Source organism: Mesorhizobium hawassense, assembly GCF_003289945.1.
Lineage (GTDB): Bacteria > Pseudomonadota > Alphaproteobacteria > Rhizobiales > Rhizobiaceae > Mesorhizobium > Mesorhizobium hawassense.
In genome coordinates this window covers 173,293-187,140 of record NZ_QMBP01000006.1, presented here as the reverse complement: position 1 = coordinate 187,140, position 13,848 = coordinate 173,293, and the positions used below count along the sequence as shown (strand labels likewise).

20 protein-coding genes and 1 pseudogene are annotated in these 13,848 nt (G+C 63.2%); 6 read left to right on the top strand and 15 right to left on the bottom strand.

The window, feature by feature from the left end; all coding sequences use genetic code 11:
• Nucleotides 1–42 precede the first annotated feature (42 nt).
• The gene (locus DPM33_RS15110; RefSeq protein ID WP_112098233.1) at nt 43–444 is read right to left on the bottom strand and encodes a hypothetical protein; all 402 of its coding nucleotides are present in this window, start codon (nt 442–444) and stop codon (nt 43–45) included.
• Nucleotides 445–491: 47 nt separating this feature from the next.
• Here DPM33_RS15110 and DPM33_RS35825 point away from each other — a divergent pair, with 47 nt between their 5' ends.
• Nucleotides 492–701, top strand: a complete 210-nt coding sequence (locus tag DPM33_RS35825; protein ID WP_146770257.1) for a hypothetical protein — start codon at nt 492–494, stop codon at nt 699–701.
• Nucleotides 702–895: 194 nt separating this feature from the next.
• Here the strand turns inward: DPM33_RS35825 and DPM33_RS15100 are convergent, their stop codons facing one another.
• The 4 genes from DPM33_RS15100 to DPM33_RS36235 are packed head-to-tail and all read right to left on the bottom strand — an operon-like array spanning nt 896 to nt 2,852.
• Nucleotides 896–1,105, bottom strand: a complete 210-nt coding sequence (locus DPM33_RS15100; protein WP_112098231.1) for a hypothetical protein — start codon at nt 1,103–1,105, stop codon at nt 896–898.
• Nucleotides 1,092–1,265, bottom strand: coding sequence for a hypothetical protein (locus DPM33_RS36240; RefSeq protein ID WP_167449076.1), 174 nt, complete (start codon nt 1,263–1,265; stop codon nt 1,092–1,094). The genes DPM33_RS15100 and DPM33_RS36240 overlap by 14 nt, the downstream gene beginning before the upstream one ends.
• Nucleotides 1,262–2,494 (bottom strand): hypothetical protein, encoded by a 1,233-nt coding sequence (locus DPM33_RS15095; protein ID WP_146770256.1) that lies wholly within the window; start codon nt 2,492–2,494, stop codon nt 1,262–1,264. The genes DPM33_RS36240 and DPM33_RS15095 overlap by 4 nt, the downstream gene beginning before the upstream one ends.
• A 28-nt stretch (nt 2,495–2,522) precedes the next feature.
• Nucleotides 2,523–2,852: a hypothetical protein gene (locus DPM33_RS36235; RefSeq protein WP_167449075.1), complete on the bottom strand. Its 330-nt coding sequence runs from the start codon at nt 2,850–2,852 to the stop codon at nt 2,523–2,525.
• A gap of 370 nt (nt 2,853–3,222) precedes the next feature.
• Between DPM33_RS36235 and DPM33_RS15085 the strand changes: the two genes are divergently transcribed.
• Both DPM33_RS15085 and DPM33_RS15080 read left to right on the top strand, forming a co-directional pair.
• Nucleotides 3,223–3,429 (top strand): hypothetical protein, encoded by a 207-nt coding sequence (locus DPM33_RS15085; RefSeq protein WP_112098228.1) that lies wholly within the window; start codon nt 3,223–3,225, stop codon nt 3,427–3,429.
• A gap of 108 nt (nt 3,430–3,537) precedes the next feature.
• Nucleotides 3,538–3,774, top strand: a complete 237-nt coding sequence (locus DPM33_RS15080) for a hypothetical protein (protein ID WP_112098227.1) — start codon at nt 3,538–3,540, stop codon at nt 3,772–3,774.
• Between the two features lie 105 nt (nt 3,775–3,879).
• On the opposite strand, the gene DPM33_RS15075 is transcribed toward DPM33_RS15080, so the two are convergent.
• The 6 genes from DPM33_RS15075 to DPM33_RS15050 are packed head-to-tail and all read right to left on the bottom strand — an operon-like array spanning nt 3,880 to nt 6,231.
• Nucleotides 3,880–4,083: a hypothetical protein gene (locus DPM33_RS15075; protein ID WP_112098226.1), complete on the bottom strand. Its 204-nt coding sequence runs from the start codon at nt 4,081–4,083 to the stop codon at nt 3,880–3,882.
• The gene (locus DPM33_RS15070; RefSeq protein WP_146770255.1) at nt 4,080–4,688 is read right to left on the bottom strand and encodes a hypothetical protein; all 609 of its coding nucleotides are present in this window, start codon (nt 4,686–4,688) and stop codon (nt 4,080–4,082) included. Before DPM33_RS15070 ends, DPM33_RS15075 begins: the two co-directional genes overlap by 4 nt.
• Before the next feature lie 43 nt (nt 4,689–4,731).
• The gene (locus DPM33_RS15065; RefSeq protein WP_112098224.1) at nt 4,732–5,004 is read right to left on the bottom strand and encodes a DUF6074 family protein; all 273 of its coding nucleotides are present in this window, start codon (nt 5,002–5,004) and stop codon (nt 4,732–4,734) included.
• Entirely contained in the window at nt 5,001–5,813 is an 813-nt protein-coding gene (locus tag DPM33_RS15060; RefSeq protein WP_112098223.1) for a hypothetical protein, read from the bottom strand. Before DPM33_RS15060 ends, DPM33_RS15065 begins: the two co-directional genes overlap by 4 nt.
• Nucleotides 5,810–5,998: a hypothetical protein gene (locus DPM33_RS15055; RefSeq protein ID WP_112098222.1), complete on the bottom strand. Its 189-nt coding sequence runs from the start codon at nt 5,996–5,998 to the stop codon at nt 5,810–5,812. The genes DPM33_RS15060 and DPM33_RS15055 overlap by 4 nt, the downstream gene beginning before the upstream one ends.
• Complete coding sequence (locus DPM33_RS15050) at nt 5,995–6,231, bottom strand: hypothetical protein (protein ID WP_112098221.1); 237 nt, start codon at nt 6,229–6,231, stop codon at nt 5,995–5,997. Before DPM33_RS15050 ends, DPM33_RS15055 begins: the two co-directional genes overlap by 4 nt.
• A gap of 117 nt (nt 6,232–6,348) precedes the next feature.
• Between DPM33_RS15050 and DPM33_RS15045 the strand changes: the two genes are divergently transcribed.
• Nucleotides 6,349–6,831, top strand: a complete 483-nt coding sequence (locus DPM33_RS15045) for an Arc family DNA-binding protein (protein WP_112098220.1) — start codon at nt 6,349–6,351, stop codon at nt 6,829–6,831.
• Here the strand turns inward: DPM33_RS15045 and DPM33_RS15040 are convergent.
• Complete coding sequence (locus DPM33_RS15040; protein WP_112098219.1) at nt 6,828–8,105, bottom strand: tyrosine-type recombinase/integrase; 1,278 nt, start codon at nt 8,103–8,105, stop codon at nt 6,828–6,830. The genes DPM33_RS15045 and DPM33_RS15040 overlap by 4 nt on opposite strands.
• Before the next feature lie 171 nt (nt 8,106–8,276).
• Between DPM33_RS15040 and DPM33_RS15035 the strand changes: the two are divergent.
• Nucleotides 8,277–9,587 (top strand): annotated as a pseudogene (locus DPM33_RS15035) (YifB family Mg chelatase-like AAA ATPase); the annotation flags it as partial.
• Nucleotides 9,588–9,598: 11 nt separating this feature from the next.
• On the opposite strand, the gene DPM33_RS15030 reads toward DPM33_RS15035, so the two are convergent.
• Entirely contained in the window at nt 9,599–10,186 is a 588-nt protein-coding gene (locus tag DPM33_RS15030; protein ID WP_112098217.1) for a TetR/AcrR family transcriptional regulator, read from the bottom strand.
• 30 nt (nt 10,187–10,216) lie between these two features.
• Nucleotides 10,217–10,795 carry a DUF308 domain-containing protein gene (locus DPM33_RS15025; RefSeq protein ID WP_112098216.1) on the bottom strand — a complete coding sequence of 193 codons (579 nt, stop codon included), beginning with the start codon at nt 10,793–10,795 and terminating at the stop codon, nt 10,217–10,219.
• A gap of 180 nt (nt 10,796–10,975) precedes the next feature.
• Between DPM33_RS15025 and DPM33_RS15020 the strand changes: the two genes are divergently transcribed.
• The gene (locus DPM33_RS15020) at nt 10,976–11,491 is read left to right on the top strand and encodes a GNAT family N-acetyltransferase (protein WP_112098215.1); all 516 of its coding nucleotides are present in this window, start codon (nt 10,976–10,978) and stop codon (nt 11,489–11,491) included.
• 55 nt (nt 11,492–11,546) lie between these two features.
• Here DPM33_RS15020 and DPM33_RS15015 read toward each other — a convergent pair whose 3' ends face one another.
• A complete protein-coding gene (locus DPM33_RS15015) occupies nt 11,547–13,712 on the bottom strand; it encodes a malate synthase G (protein ID WP_112098214.1) in 2,166 nt (721 codons plus the stop codon).
• Nucleotides 13,713–13,848: the final 136 nt, after the last annotated feature.

Sequence of the window (13,848 nt, the reverse complement as noted above, 5' to 3'; positions counted from 1 at the left end):
CCACCGACGGCAGCGCCAGCAAGGGGAGCGATGAATGCCATTTTAGCGGCAATCCTCCAGCGGCACGTCGCGCGGCACAGGGCCGGCCTCGCCAGGCGCACGACCAGGGTCGAGCAGGCTGCCGTAGTGCCAAGGGCTGCGCCAATAGACGCTATCGAGGCCGGCTGTGCAGGCGGCGACATAGGCAAGGTCGAAGGTCGGTCGGACCTTCCTGTCCTCGGCCGCGATCTGGTGCATGGCCTTGAGCTTCGCAGCGGCTGTTAGCCTGGCCTCTGGGCTCCAGGTGACGTCGGCACAAGTCTCGACGAGAAGCGTGGGGTCGGTCAGATCCAGCACGGCATCGATCTCACGCCGCACGGTGGCAAGTCGTTCCTCGTCCTGATGGTCGTGCAAGCCAACGCCGCGATGCTCGCCGATCGTCGGAATACGATCTCGGTTTCTCATCCCCGGCCACCCTTCAACAGGGTGAGAGCTCGAGCGGAAATCCGGTCATGCTCGGAACCGTCACAGTCGGCCTTCTTGTGGCCACCGGTCATCAGGGCTTTGGCCGCGGCCAGACGTGCAGCCGCCGGCGCCGACCTATCAGCCGCAATTTCGCGAAGCACCTGCATCGGGTCGATCTGACCGACGTCGACGCCCTTCAGCGCTTTCGCCGTTGCCGCTGCCCTCGTTGGTCTGCCTCGCTTTGCCACCTGTTTTGATCCTCAATTCTGATTTTCTAGATGTTCATCGGCGCGCGCGTGCAAACTGTCCGTGACCCCGGAGCGGTTACTGCCCAATGCAACCGGAAATTTAATCAAAGTACCCCCCCCTGGTTGTATCGGCGACGGCCACCGAGCGTTGAACAGAGCAGCCGTCGCCTATGAGGTCGCGGGGATCCACGGTCATCGTGACCTCAATTCAGAAGCGCATCGGCCGGCGCAACCTGCCGAGCCTCTGAGAAGTGCTTGAAGAGGCATGCATGCAGCATGTCGACCTCGCGCTCTTTCGGCTCGCGACCAAGCGCAAGCGTCAGCTTGGGCAAGAAGTGCCGCATCTGCCGCTGTGTTTCGCGCTCGATCTCGTCGACATCGCCGGCGGGGAGCCATACCTCAACCATCTGCATCGGTGCCGCCCTCTTTCTTGAGCGCCAACCGCCTGACTGTTCCACGCTCGATTTCTGCAAGCCTGGCTTCGGCCTTCCGGTCGCCGAAGATCGCGCGCAGTACCCGTTCCCGCTGTGCTGCGAGGCGAGCTTTGAACTCGGCTTGTTCCGCTGCCGTCATTGTGCGTCGCGACCTTTCTTGACCATCAAGGACCAACCCTTGTCTCCCCCGATCTGGCCTATGCTTGGCTTGTCGGCGTGCCAAACCGATCCACCCCAGGTGCACATGTCGCCGGGCTGATATTCTCGATTGCGATCGTGGACACCGCGCCAAATGGGGCTCCTGGTTTGGTGGCGGATCTCCTTGAACAACTCGCCGTTACGGAAGAAGCGACGCAGCACGAACCTTCCCTCGTCCTCGGTCTCCTCCTGGACGTCGAAGTCGACTGAGGGCCTGTTCTCTAGCTCGAGGGTCTTTGCTTCGAGCTCGGCGATGCGCTGCATCAACGCGACCGTGTCAGCACCGTGGAGCTTGGCTGTTTCGACCAGCCGCCCCTGTAGTTCGTTCGAGCGGGCTTCGGTAGCGCTGGCAAATTCAGCCAACCGGCGTTGCTCTTCGATGGCACCAGCCTCGATCCGCTGGAGGTTGCCGCTGATATCTGACTTCAACGCATCGAGATCAGCTTTGTGAGAGGTGTCGGCTTCGTTGAAGCGCTCTTGCTCGTCGGCCAGGCGCTGTTCAATGGCGGTGAGGGTGGAAGCGGTCCGTTGATCAGCGTCGGCCATGCGGGCCTCGACATCTGTCGCCTTCGCCATTTGGCTTTCTATCGCCTTGATGCGGTCTTCCGCCTCCGTGAACCGTTCGGCCGTCCAGAAGATATCGGCGAGAACCTCGGCTCGAACGACGAGCAGATTCTCGAAGTACACCGGGTGCCTAGGCCCAACGCCAGCCTCGGCAGCGATCTTGTTCACCTTCGCAGCGTAGCACTGGTCGAATTCGCGCCGGCGCTTGCTGAGCAGTTTTTGGTCGCCGCGGAACCTAGCCCCGAATGGGTATTCAGGCTCACCAGGCACCGCGATTTCCAAAGGATCCCAGGTGTGCGTTTCGACTGCTGGCGGCTGCCTGGGCGCTTCGATCTCAATGCCCGTTTCGATCGCCACCTGTCGGGCGATTAGTTTTTCCGTTTCCGTGCCTACTGTCTTGAGAGCGGCATCCATGGCGTCACGCTCAGCGCCGACGACCTGCCATTTGCGCGCTGCATAACGCTTTTGCATCTTCGCCAGATCGCGAAGGCGGCCGGCGATGTCGCGTAGCTCGACGGCTTTGGTATCGATGGGCAAATCGACACTTGGCGGAGCCGCGGCTTCTGCTGGTTTCCGTCTGCGTTTCTTTGGGGTGTCGTCCGTCATACGACAAATTCAGCATTCGAAACGCGAGTCAGAAAGGGCCTTTACTCGCGTTAAACGCGAGTGCCATGCGGGTGCGATAGCTCTGCATAGCGGACACCGACACCTGCCATCTTCCTTGATCTTTGCGGCCGCAACCCTTGTGACGAGCCAGCCACCGAACGGTGTCGAGAGACAGCCCGAAACGCGAGGCAGCGGCGGCGGTATCGATCCAATCGGGCTCGCTTGGCGCGGGGCGATCGAGGTGAGCTTCAAGAAATGCTAGCCGCTCGAGCGCACCCTCTAGCTGGCTCCGAAGGTCGCCCAAGATCTCGGCTGCAGTCATCTGCCGGGGCTTAGCGTTGCGATCAGCGCCGCTCATGGGAGCCACCCCATAACGCCGGCTAGGATGATGCCGACGCTGGCTATCATGAAGACGAGGGAGAGCGCCAAGGTCATTGGCACCCTCTGGGTGGGGAGGTTTGCTTTTCAGCCTGCGAAAGGCCGCCGACCGCTGGGCCTAGTTCTGTCGTTAAACCTGTAGAAAAAAAGTTTCGGGCGCGGAAAAACCAGATTGGCCTTCTCGGAACATCAATGTGGTTTCGCGCGAATTTTGCAGCCGAGCGGTCGCGGCCTCCGAGGTCGGCAGAGAGTTCACCTCCCCCCGGTCCAGGATGTCGCACAGCCGGAACGAAAGGGCGGTCCGTCGGTTGGTTTATCGAAGGGACGGCAACCGAACAGGACGCCGAACAATGGTTGAACTTCTGAACTTGGAAATGGCAGTCGCCAGGCAACGTGCCAAGCGAGCCGAACTCTCCGTCAAGCAGGCAAAAACCATGCTGGACGAGGACCACGGCGTCGCCGTTAGCCTTGCCCTCTGCAGTCGCATACGAAACGGGCAAGCGCGTGCGAAAGCAGCCCGACGTCGGCTGATGAAGATCGCGCCGACCGCGCATTGAGGAGGCATTTGAAACACGCTGCCTTTCGGCCTGTTGCGCGATGTGTTGGAACCCGGCCGGCCAGAAGATGTTTTGTCCGGCTGAAACTCCACCGAGGAGGTTTGTCCGATGATCCCCAACCCGACTGAATTGATCGATTTTGGAAGATCGTTGTTGTACGGTCGACACGCCGCAAAGATCGCCGAACCGCCTGTTTCGAGAGCCTTTCAGAGAGGCGCCGTCGCCGCACGCATGGGGATGGAAAGGGATGACAACCCCTATCCGTTCGGGACGCATGGCTATATCGATTGGATCGACGGCTACGAGTCCTCGGTCGAAGTAGGTAACGGGATAGATTTCGACTGAGCAGGCTGGCGTTACCGGCCAGGCGTAGGAAGCCAGCATCTCACAACACCCCGATCACGCTGGCGAGGATGACCGCGAAGGCGAGGAAGGTGACGAGGCGCGCTGTCAATCCTCCCGACCTTCCGGCCAGCGGCGCCACCATTCCCGTTCAAGCACGCTTGCGACGAGATCGCCGGCCGGTGTGCGCGGCGCGTCATGCGCTGCCTGATGCTCGGCGAGGAAAGCCGCTTCTGGCATGCGCTCGGCAGCCTCGGCGAAGCAGCCGAGCGCGGTTTCGATCCATGTGGCGGCGGAGCGGTAGGCGTTCATGCTGCACGCTCATCATGGTGATAAGTGTTTCCGGTTGCGCATTCTGAGGGCGCGGAAACGCTTAAGCGTGCCGCTTCCTCCAAGGCTGCCTTCCGTTCGAGGAGACTGGCGATTTCGGCGCCGACCTGGCGCAGGTACTCGACGCTGAAGCTGCTGCTTGCACCGAATGCGCGGATCAGGCCGGCAGCCTTCTGCTTGTCAGCAACCTGAATTTTGATCCGGCCAAGTTCATCGGCGTCGAAGTAGCGCCGATATTCGTCGACATCTTCATGTGCCTTGTCGACGTGGTGTGACCAGTGCTTCATGAACTTATCGCGCGGATGCATCTGGAAGCCGGAGAGCCATCGCTTGGTGATCTGGCTTTCAATGCTGAGCCGGTTATACAGAAGATGCTCCGAGCCTTGGCGTTCCAGCCTCTCCACCCACCAATTTTCAGGAAGCGAAATTGTGCGGAGCCCGCGCGATACTGCGACCCGGTGCTTTTTCTCAATGCGATTGGCGCCGGCATAGACGCGGCCGCAAATGTCCGTCGTTGTCCAAGCGCCGTCGGGGTCTTCGATTAGAGCAACGATCACCTGTTGAATGCGACCAGGACCACGGCTCATAAGTGTTTCCCCGTGGAAATCGTGCCGTCGCTGAAACACTTATTCACGCGGCATCGCCTCCCGGCTGATGCGTGGCGTGCCAATCGTCCCAATTGAGGCGCTGCAGCTCGGCGTGCACGTCGAGCGCGAACTGGTCGATCTCTGCCTGCATCTCGGCGCCGACAACGCGTCTCCGGGTCAGGTCGGATTGCAAGATGCGAATCCGCTCCCGCCATAGCCCATCGGCTGCTGGACCTTGTGCATGCTGAAGCTCGCGCGCCGTCCGGCGGATAAGCGCCTGCAACGGGCTACCAGGGAACGCGATCACGTTGGTCATGCTGCAGCTCCGATAGCTTTATCGCCACTCCCAAGAGGCGCTGCCCCTTGGCACCCCGTTGGGGACTGGGTCCCCAAACCCCCGCGCCCGGCCTTGCCGGTCGATGGTCGCTTTGAGGAAATGACGGGCACCGGCGGAACCTGTGAGACAGGTGTGTCGCCACTTGGAAGGATATCTTCTACTCGCGACGGACTTGTCTCACGCAGCCTATACCACGTCGCCCGGCTCATGTTTTCAGCCTCCCACGGCTTCAGGCGAGACAGCGAATGCGAAGCCAGATAGGAGGCGCGATCCACCTTGCCAGCGGTCCGCCGCTTTTCCTCGATCCGTAACCTGTCGCGCTCGTTCTTCCGTTCCTTTGTCAACCGCTTCCTCTCCTCCAAGGTCAAGTCGCAGGCGCCAATGGTGTTCAGCTTCAGCCGCGTGCGCTCGGCCATCGTCACCATCAACAGGCCGGCCACGCCGTTCGCACTCATCATGTGGCGCCGTTTCGCCGCCGCGGCCGAGATACGGGTGACGAGATCAGCCGGTGCCCATGGCGCCCACCGCTTGCACCAAGCCCTCATGTCCTGGCCTGTACATGAAAACGCCGCGGCGCGGATGTAGACGTCGGCGTCGTCGGTTTCCGGCACCATTCCGCCATGCCTGGCTTTGATCAGCTTCTCGACCTCTCGGAGGCGCATCAGTGCCGGCGAGGCCTTCCATTCGACGCGACGCGCGCGCTTCCGGACCGGCTTCTCCTTCAAGATGACCTTGCCGAGCATCACCTGTTCGGAGCCATCCTTGTTGACCTGCCGGCGAGCCTTCATGCCGCGTTCGCGCCTCCGACATGCGATTGCCGGATGACCTCAACGGCTTGCGTCACAGTCAGGTGGAAGCGATCGCGCAATACCGGCACCAGCGCGCGCCGCACCCTCTCTTCCGGCCGCCGCTGATGCCACTCTTCGACGGCCTCGATCATTTCCGGCGTTGGGCGAAAGGCGCTTTCGGTCATGCGGCCGCCCTGCCAGCGGTCGACGTGACCGGCTTCGAAAGGCGGCTCTCTGCCCAGGCGTCCAAGGCTTCCGGCGTGTAGAGCGGGATCCTGCCCGCATATTGCATTTCCGGGCCGCCACCGATCGAAGCAAGCTTGTTGAGGGTGCTCTGAGCAACCGGGATCCCGTGCTTCCGCAGCATGTATTCTGGCACTTCTGATCGGCGCAGGCGGGGACGGTCATCACCAGTCATTGGTATCTCCGAAATGGCTACTATCACGCGTGCGAGTAATGGTATATTCGAGGCAGGAGTGGTTAAGTCAAGCGAATTGTATCGCACGCGTGCTATTACACATGGGGAAATGCAGACGTGGCCAAAAAAACGCTGGTCAGAAACCAGGATCAGTTCCTTGTCCGTCTGCCCGAGGGCATGCGCGACCGAATCAAAGCCAAGGCCGATCGCGCCGGCATGTCGATGAATGAGGCGGTGGTCTGGTGCCTTGAGCAATATTTCCCTGCCCCAGCAACTTTAGAAGACCGTGTGGACGCCCTGGCGAAGGCCGTCGCTGCGCTCAAGCGTGGCAGCGACTTAGAGGCGCAGATCGACGAGATTGTCGACGAAATCGACACTACGTTGCGCGAAGTGGCGGAGGGCAAAATCCCGGCGTCGAAGAGCTTCCGCCAGAAGGTCATCGACAAAGTGGAAGAATGGGATATGGACGAGCTAGAGGCGGCAAACGAGAGGCCGTTCGACGACGATACCTATCGGGTGCACAGCTACACTCCTCCGAGCGATGACCCCGCCATTCCGTTCGAGGACCCATTTGACGATAACCCGAAGCCCAAGGACTAAGCCCGCTTCGGCATTTCCAACAGCGTCGCCGTTCGGCCGGTCATCTGTCGATAGACCTCTCCACAGACCTTGTTCGCTGCCGAGACCAGCACCGAATCCAGCCGGTGGATGTATTTGCTTGTCGTAGTGCCGCCGGCATGCCCGAGCATTGCGGCGATCGTGCTCTCGGCAAAGCCAAGGTCGCCAGCCACAGAGGCGTAAGAATGGCGCATGGTGTGCGCGGTCACGTCCTCAAGCCCGGCGCGCCCCATGAAGCGCGACCAGGCGCCGGCGAGGCCCTTATAGTGGCCCACCTTGCGCAGCGCGGGCAACACATGGGGATTGCCGGCCACGCGAACGGCAGACTTCAGAACGTCGAATGCCTCACGCCCCACCGGGCGCACCGACGGGCCGCTCTTGCTATCGGTGAGCCGGAAGCATTGGCCGTCTTCGTCGACCTCTGACCATCGCAGGCCCTCGATCTCGCCAAGGCGGCATCCGGTGAGCGCCAGAAGCCATGCGCCTGTCACGGCCTGCGGCGTGTCGTATTCGGCTTCCGAGCCTGTCAGTGCCTTCCCCAAGGCCTTGTATTCGTCGGCGACCAAGCGTCGAGTCCGAACGCCGTCGGCGGGCAGCTTGACACCCTGGGCCGGGCTTGTGGTGATGATGCCCTCGTCGACCGCATAGGTCAGGATGCCGCCCAGGAAGCCGGTGGTGCGCGCCGCGGTGCCCACCCCGCCCTTGACCTCGATCCGGGCGCCGTTCTTGCCCTTGCGGTTCTTGACCGCGGTCTTGCCGGCGGCGACGTCTTTCAGAAACTTGGTGATGTCGGCCCGGGTGAGGTCGATAACGAGTTTCGAGCCCAAGAGGGGCTTAATGTGCCGCTCGACGCGCCCCCGGTCGATCTCGATCGTCGAGGCCTTTTTCGGCTTCTGCCGGCGCCGGCCGAGGATCAGGCCCTTCTCGGCCGCCTTCATGTACTGATCACAGAGCTGCGCAACCGTCAGGGAAGCCCTACGGGTCTTCCGCTCCTGCAGCGGATCCTCTTTCTTGAGCACCACTCCGCCCATGGTATCGATCGCCAGTTTTCGCGCCTGGTCGGTCGTGATCGTCCCATGCGTGCCGATGGTCATCCGGCGCCGAACACCGGCCGACGTCCGATAGTCGATGAAATAGGTCCGCTTGCCAGTCGGATGGATGAAGGCGCCGAACCCCTTCAGATGCGAGCACCAGATGGTGTACTGTTTCGCCCGAAGTTCTGCGCTTTCGACGGTGGTTTTGGTGAGTTTTGTCATTGGCGGCGACCTCTGGTGAGTGGCAACTCACAGTATGCTCACCACCGAAGGGGAAACAAGGGTTAAGAGTGGAAGCACTCAGAAAACAGCCGAAAGCTTGCGACGCCCGGAAAACATGGCTTCGCCTACTCCGGTAAACATCAGTCATAGCGGGAAAGCCTACCGTAACCGCCCAAGGAAGGCAGCCATTATGACCTGCCGATCGCGCTCGGCCTGATGGCGGCGCTCGGCGCCATCCCGGGCGATATGCTGAACGGCTATGTGGTGCTCGGTGAATTGTCGCTCGACGGCACCATCGCGGGCGTCGCCGGCGCGCTGCCGGCGGCGATCGGCGCCAATGCCGAAGGCAAGGGCCTGATCTGTCCCTTCGCCTGCGGACCGGAGGCGGCCTGGGCAGGAAAGGATTTCGACATACTGGCGCCGCGCAGCCTGATCGCGATCGCCAACCATTTTCGCGGCACACAGGTGCTGTCGCGACCCGAAGCCGGCATTCAGCTGGCGGCGCGCGACCTGCCGGATCTCGCCGACATCAAGGGCCAGGAAAGCGCCAAACGGGCGGTCGAAGTGGCGGCCGCCGGCGGGCACAATCTTTTGATGGTCGGGCCGCCGGGTTCGGGCAAGTCGATGCTGGCGCAGCGCCTGCCCTCGATCCTGCCGCCGCTGGCGCCGAAGGAACTGCTCGAAGTCTCGATGATCGCTTCGGTGGCGGGCGAGCTCGGCGAGGGCAAGCTGACCGATCGGCGGCCGTTCCGCGCGCCGCATCATTCCGCCTCGATGGCGGCGATGGTGGGCGGCGGACTGCGCGCGCGGCCGGGCGAAGTGTCGCTCGCCCATCATGGCGTGCTGTTCCTCGACGAGTTGCCGGAGTTCACGCCGCAGACGCTGGATGCGTTGCGCCAGCCGCTGGAAACGGGCGACTGCATGATCGCGCGCGCCAACCACCGCGTCACCTATCCGGCGCGCATCCAGCTGGTGGCGGCGATGAATCCGTGCCGCTGCGGCATGTCGGGAGAGCCGGGCTACCGCTGCCTGCGCGGCGACCGCTGCCGCACCGATTATCAGGCGCGGATTTCCGGTCCGCTGCTCGACCGCATCGACCTTCGGATCGAGGTGCCGGCGGTGTCGGCGAGCGACCTGATCCGGCCGGACAAGGCCGAGACGAGCGCGGCGGTGGCGCAGCGTGTGGCCCGGGCGCGGGCCATGCAGCGCGAGCGGCTGGAAAGGCTGGGCGCCGGCGCCACCACAAACGCGCATTGTCCGCCTTCGATCATCGAGGAGATCGCCAAGCCCGATACGGCCGGCCTGACGTTGCTCAAGGACGCCAGCGAAAAGCTCGGCTTTTCGGCGCGAGCCTATCATCGCGTGCTGAAAGTGGCGCGCACGCTGGCCGACCTCGACGCCAGCGAGACGGTTGGCCGCATCCATCTCGCCGAGGCGATTTCTTATCGCATGAGCGCGGAGCGGATGGCGCAGGCGGCATAGCCGGACGCAGGTCAATCGGCCGTGGGGATCAACTTCTGCAGCGTCGGCGTCAGGATCATGCCGAAGGTCAAAACATCGCCATAGGCCCGCGCGGAAAGCATCGCCCCGTGCACGGTCGCCATGAAGGCCTCGGCCTCGATGCGCGGCGCGGCGGAGATGGTCAACGTGCCTTGCGCGGCGCCGCGTTCGAAGACGCCGGTCAGCCAGCCCGACAGAAACTGAAAATAGGCCCGGACCCCGGCGGCAATTTCGGGCGGGAGGGCCGGAAGCTCGCTGGCGAGCAATGCGCAGACGCAGAACGGCCTGCTCGCATCCTCGATGCACTGGGCCCAGAAGCCGGCGTAGGTTCGAAGCAACTCGGGCGGCTCAGGCACATTGCGCTCGAGTTCGGCCATGCCGGTGACGGCATCCTCGAGGTAGCGCCTGACCAGCGTCTGCACCAGGTCGACCTTGCTGGGGAAATGATGATGGATGCTGGCTTTGCGGATACCGATCACCTCGGCGATATCCGCATAACTGAAGCCGTTATAGCCGCCGGCGACGATGAAGCTTCGCGCTGCGGCCAGGATGTCATCGGCGGTGTTCGAGGGCTTATCCATAGACATGCCTAACCTCCAGCGGAGGAAATCTCAACGCGCGGCCTGCGGCGACTTGCGAAGGACATCGCCGACCGTCAGCCACACGGCGGACACCAGGAAGTAAAAGGCGCCGAATGCGGCATAGGGCGCAACGTTGGCGATGCCGATGACCTCGGGGCCGCCGGCCATCTTGACGAAGAACAGGCCGGCCAGCGCCGATTGGGCGCCGCTCAGGATCATCGCCCATTGGGCGCCGTTTGTTTTCCAGCGACGCAACGCGGTCAGAAGCTGCAGGGCGCCGGAGACGACGGCCCAGACGCCATAGACCGAGAGCACGGCGTTCATGCTGTGGCCGAGCGCAACGGCGACCGCAACCGCGGTGACGATGCTGACGGCGAAATTGAGCAGCTGCGACTTGTTGCGGCCGAGCCCGCCGCTGCGCCGCGCGTCGAGATAATTCGCCAGCGCGTCCCACACGGGGTAGGCCACCAGCATGACGGCAGCGAGCGGTGAAACGGTCTTGGCGACGGTGAGCGCCGCCACGACCCAGACAGCCGATACGGCAAACCGCAGATAGTAATAGGTTTTGAGCCAGCCATTCGAAGGCTGGGCACGGTCTTGGCCGCTCATTTGCGCAGACATGATGAAGTTTCTCTCTGTTGGTTTCGCTGCCTACCTACTAGAAGGTAGACTACAAATCGTCAAGCCATTTGTGGGTGGCCTTAGACTTCGCTGCAAACGTCTTGACGACGCGCATTCGCGCCGGCGTTCGCGCGTGGTATGGTGGCGCATATCCGCGCGGGGCGAGGAATGATTTCAGTTTTGCCGGCGCGCAGCGCAGAAGATTTCGAGACCCTGGCAGGGCTCTGCCGCAAGCTCGCGCAATGGGATGTCGACGCTTCGGCGCCGCATGGCGTCTCGGCGGCGGATGTGAGGGCGCTCTTCCATCCTGAAACAAACGGCACTCAGCTGGCCGCGCAATTCGGCGCGCCGGACGCCATCGCCTTCATTGCGCGCTCCGGAGGCCTGCCGGCGGGCTGCCTCGGCTTCGACCCGTTCGGCGAAGACGCGATGGAGCTTCACAGGTTCTACGTCGATGCTTCCTTCCGGGGACAAGGCATAGGCCGAGCGCTGATGGGCGCCGTCCTGGCGGAGATCGACAAAGGCCCGGCTCGCGCCGTGCTGATCCACACGACCTTCTACATGGAAAACGCCATTGCCGTGTACGAGGCGTTCGGCTTCAAACCCTGCGCGCCGTTTCGCGACACGCCGGCGCATGTCAGGCATACGGACGTCTTCCTGTCGCGGCCAAGCCAGCGCGCTTGACAGGGGGGCGCCGACCAATGCTGGTCGATCGATACGTCCCAAGAAGCCGCTTTTCTTAGCCTTTCGCCTTCAGCTCCAGCCGCCGCCTGTGCAGCACCGGCTCGGTGTAGCCATTCGGCTGGCTCGTGCCCTCGAACACCAGGTCGCAGGCGGCCTGGAAGGCGATGGAGTGGTCGAAGTCGGGCGCCATCGACTTATAGAGCGGATCGCCGACATTCTGGCGGTCGACGATCGCCGCCATGCGCTGCAGCGAATCCCTAACCTGGATTTCCGAGCACACCTTGTGGCGCAGCCAGTTGGCGATGTGCTGCGAGGAGATGCGCAGCGTGGCGCGGTCCTCCATCAGCCCGACATCGTTGATATCCGGCACTTTCGAACAGCCGACGCCCTGGTCGATCCAGCGCACGACGTAGCCCAGGATGCCCTGCGCATTGTTGTCGAGCTCGCGCTGGATCTCGTCGGGCGTCCAGTTCGGCCGCACCGCGACCGGCACCGACAGGATGTCGTCGAGCCTGGCCTTCGGCCGGCTCTTCAGCGCCGCCTGCACGGCATGCACGTCGACCTTGTGATAGTGCGTGGCGTGCAGGGTCGCTGCCGTCGGCGAGGGCACCCAGGCGGTGTTGGCGCCGGCCTTGGGGTGCGCGATCTTCTGCTCCAGCATCGCCGCCATCAGGTCCGGCATCGCCCACATGCCCTTGCCGATCTGGGCATGGCCGGCGAGCCCGCATTCGAGCCCCGTATCGACATTCCAGGCCTCATAGGCGGAAATCCAGGCGGCCTGCTTCATGTCGCCCTTGCGGATCATCGGGCCGGCCTCCATCGAGGTGTGGATCTCGTCGCCGGTGCGGTCGAGGAAGCCGGTGTTGATGAACACGACCCGTTCCTTGGCGGCGCGGATCGCTTCCTTGAGGTTGACGGTGGTGCGCCGCTCCTCGTCCATGATGCCCATCTTGATGGTGTTCGTGGCCATGCCGAGCAGGGCCTCGACGCGGTCGAAGATCTCGACGGCGAAGGCAACCTCTTCCGGCCCATGCATCTTGGGCTTCACCACATACATCGAGCCGGCGCGGGAGTTGGCGCGGCGGCCGTTGTCGCCGACATCGTGCAGCGCGATCAGCGCGGTGATCGCCGCGTCCATGATGCCTTCCGGCACCTCATGGCCGTCGCGGTCGGTGATTGCCGGATTGGTCATCAGGTGGCCGACATTGCGCACCAGCATCAGCGAGCGTCCCGGCAGCAGGAGCTGGCCGCCATTCGGCGCCGTGTAGCGGCGGTCGGGATTGAGCGTGCGGGTAAAAGTCTTGCCGCCCTTGCTGATCTCCTCGGCCAGATCGCCCTTCATCAGGCCGAGCCAGTTGCGGTAGACGACGACCTTGTCCTCGGCGTCGACGGCCGCGACCGAATCCTCGCAGTCCTGGATGGTGGTCAGAGCCGATTCCAGGATGACGTCGGCGATGCCGGCAGGATCGGTCCTGCCGATCTGGTTGGCGCGATCGATGACGATCTCGATATGCAGGCCGTTCCTGACCAGAAGCACGGCTTCGGGATTCTCGGCATCGCCGCGATGGCCGGCGAATTGCTTTGGATCGGCGAGCGTGGTGGCGCCGGCGCCCTCGCCGAGCTTCAGCGCGCCGCTGGCGACCGAGACCCCGTTGACGCCAGCCCATTTGCCTGATGTCAGCGGCACCGACTGGTCGAGGAAATCCTTGGCCCAGGCGATGACCTTGGCGCCGCGCTTGGGGTTGAATCCCTTGCCCTTCTCCGCGCCGCCCGTCTCGGGAATGGCGTCGGTGCCGTAGAGCGCGTCGTAGAGGGAGCCCCAGCGCGCATTGGCGGCGTTCAGCGCATAGCGCGCGTTCATCACCGGCACGACCAGCTGCGGTCCGGCGACGACGGCAATCTCGGGATCGACATGGTCGGTGGAGACGCTGAAGGCCGGACCTTCCGGCACCAGATAGCCGATCTCCTTCAGGAAAGTCTTGTAGCCTTCCATGTCGATCGGCGCGCCGTTGGCGCGATACCAGCCGTCTAGCTTCTCCTGCATGGCGTCGCGCCTGGCGAGCAGCGCCCGGTTCTTCGGCGCGAGGTCATGGACGATTTCCGAAAAGCCGGTCCAGAATTGTTCGGCGTCGATGCCGGTGCCGACTGCGGCCTCCTCGGCCACGAAGTCATGGAGCTCCCGGGCAATCCGCAACCCGGCGATCTCGATGCGGTCGGTCATCAGCACGTCTCCAGATACAGGCTTTGCCGGGCCTTTGGCATGTTTGGGGTTGCGGGGTCAATTCGGCTTAGGGTGTAGCATGCCTTCTCCCCGTTCACGGGGAGAAGGTGGCGGCAGCCGGATGAGGGGCGGCGCG

What these genes read in the sequence shown, in the direction of transcription:
- DPM33_RS15050 (WP_112098221.1), bottom strand. Translation starts at nt 6,231, where the DNA reads ATGACTGGTGATGACCGTCCCCGCCTGCGCCGATCAGAAGTGCCAGAA.
- DPM33_RS15025 (WP_112098216.1), bottom strand. Translation starts at nt 10,795, where the DNA reads ATGAGCGGCCAAGACCGTGCCCAGCCTTCGAATGGCTGGCTCAAAACC.
- DPM33_RS36240 (WP_167449076.1), bottom strand. Translation starts at nt 1,265, where the DNA reads ATGACGGCAGCGGAACAAGCCGAGTTCAAAGCTCGCCTCGCAGCACAG.
- DPM33_RS15065 (WP_112098224.1), bottom strand. Translation starts at nt 5,004, where the DNA reads ATGACCAACGTGATCGCGTTCCCTGGTAGCCCGTTGCAGGCGCTTATC.
- DPM33_RS15075 (WP_112098226.1), bottom strand. Translation starts at nt 4,083, where the DNA reads ATGAACGCCTACCGCTCCGCCGCCACATGGATCGAAACCGCGCTCGGC.
- DPM33_RS36235 (WP_167449075.1), bottom strand. Translation starts at nt 2,852, where the DNA reads ATGAGCGGCGCTGATCGCAACGCTAAGCCCCGGCAGATGACTGCAGCC.
- DPM33_RS35825 (WP_146770257.1), top strand. Translation starts at nt 492, where the DNA reads ATGCTCGGAACCGTCACAGTCGGCCTTCTTGTGGCCACCGGTCATCAG.
- DPM33_RS15085 (WP_112098228.1), top strand. Translation starts at nt 3,223, where the DNA reads ATGGTTGAACTTCTGAACTTGGAAATGGCAGTCGCCAGGCAACGTGCC.
- DPM33_RS15055 (WP_112098222.1), bottom strand. Translation starts at nt 5,998, where the DNA reads ATGACCGAAAGCGCCTTTCGCCCAACGCCGGAAATGATCGAGGCCGTC.
- DPM33_RS15040 (WP_112098219.1), bottom strand. Translation starts at nt 8,105, where the DNA reads ATGACAAAACTCACCAAAACCACCGTCGAAAGCGCAGAACTTCGGGCG.
- DPM33_RS15020 (WP_112098215.1), top strand. Translation starts at nt 10,976, where the DNA reads ATGATTTCAGTTTTGCCGGCGCGCAGCGCAGAAGATTTCGAGACCCTG.
- DPM33_RS15070 (WP_146770255.1), bottom strand. Translation starts at nt 4,688, where the DNA reads ATGAGCCGTGGTCCTGGTCGCATTCAACAGGTGATCGTTGCTCTAATC.
- DPM33_RS15030 (WP_112098217.1), bottom strand. Translation starts at nt 10,186, where the DNA reads ATGGATAAGCCCTCGAACACCGCCGATGACATCCTGGCCGCAGCGCGA.
- DPM33_RS15110 (WP_112098233.1), bottom strand. Translation starts at nt 444, where the DNA reads ATGAGAAACCGAGATCGTATTCCGACGATCGGCGAGCATCGCGGCGTT.
- DPM33_RS15100 (WP_112098231.1), bottom strand. Translation starts at nt 1,105, where the DNA reads ATGCAGATGGTTGAGGTATGGCTCCCCGCCGGCGATGTCGACGAGATC.
- DPM33_RS15015 (WP_112098214.1), bottom strand. Translation starts at nt 13,712, where the DNA reads ATGACCGACCGCATCGAGATCGCCGGGTTGCGGATTGCCCGGGAGCTC.
- DPM33_RS15095 (WP_146770256.1), bottom strand. Translation starts at nt 2,494, where the DNA reads ATGACGGACGACACCCCAAAGAAACGCAGACGGAAACCAGCAGAAGCC.
- DPM33_RS15080 (WP_112098227.1), top strand. Translation starts at nt 3,538, where the DNA reads ATGATCCCCAACCCGACTGAATTGATCGATTTTGGAAGATCGTTGTTG.
- DPM33_RS15060 (WP_112098223.1), bottom strand. Translation starts at nt 5,813, where the DNA reads ATGAAGGCTCGCCGGCAGGTCAACAAGGATGGCTCCGAACAGGTGATG.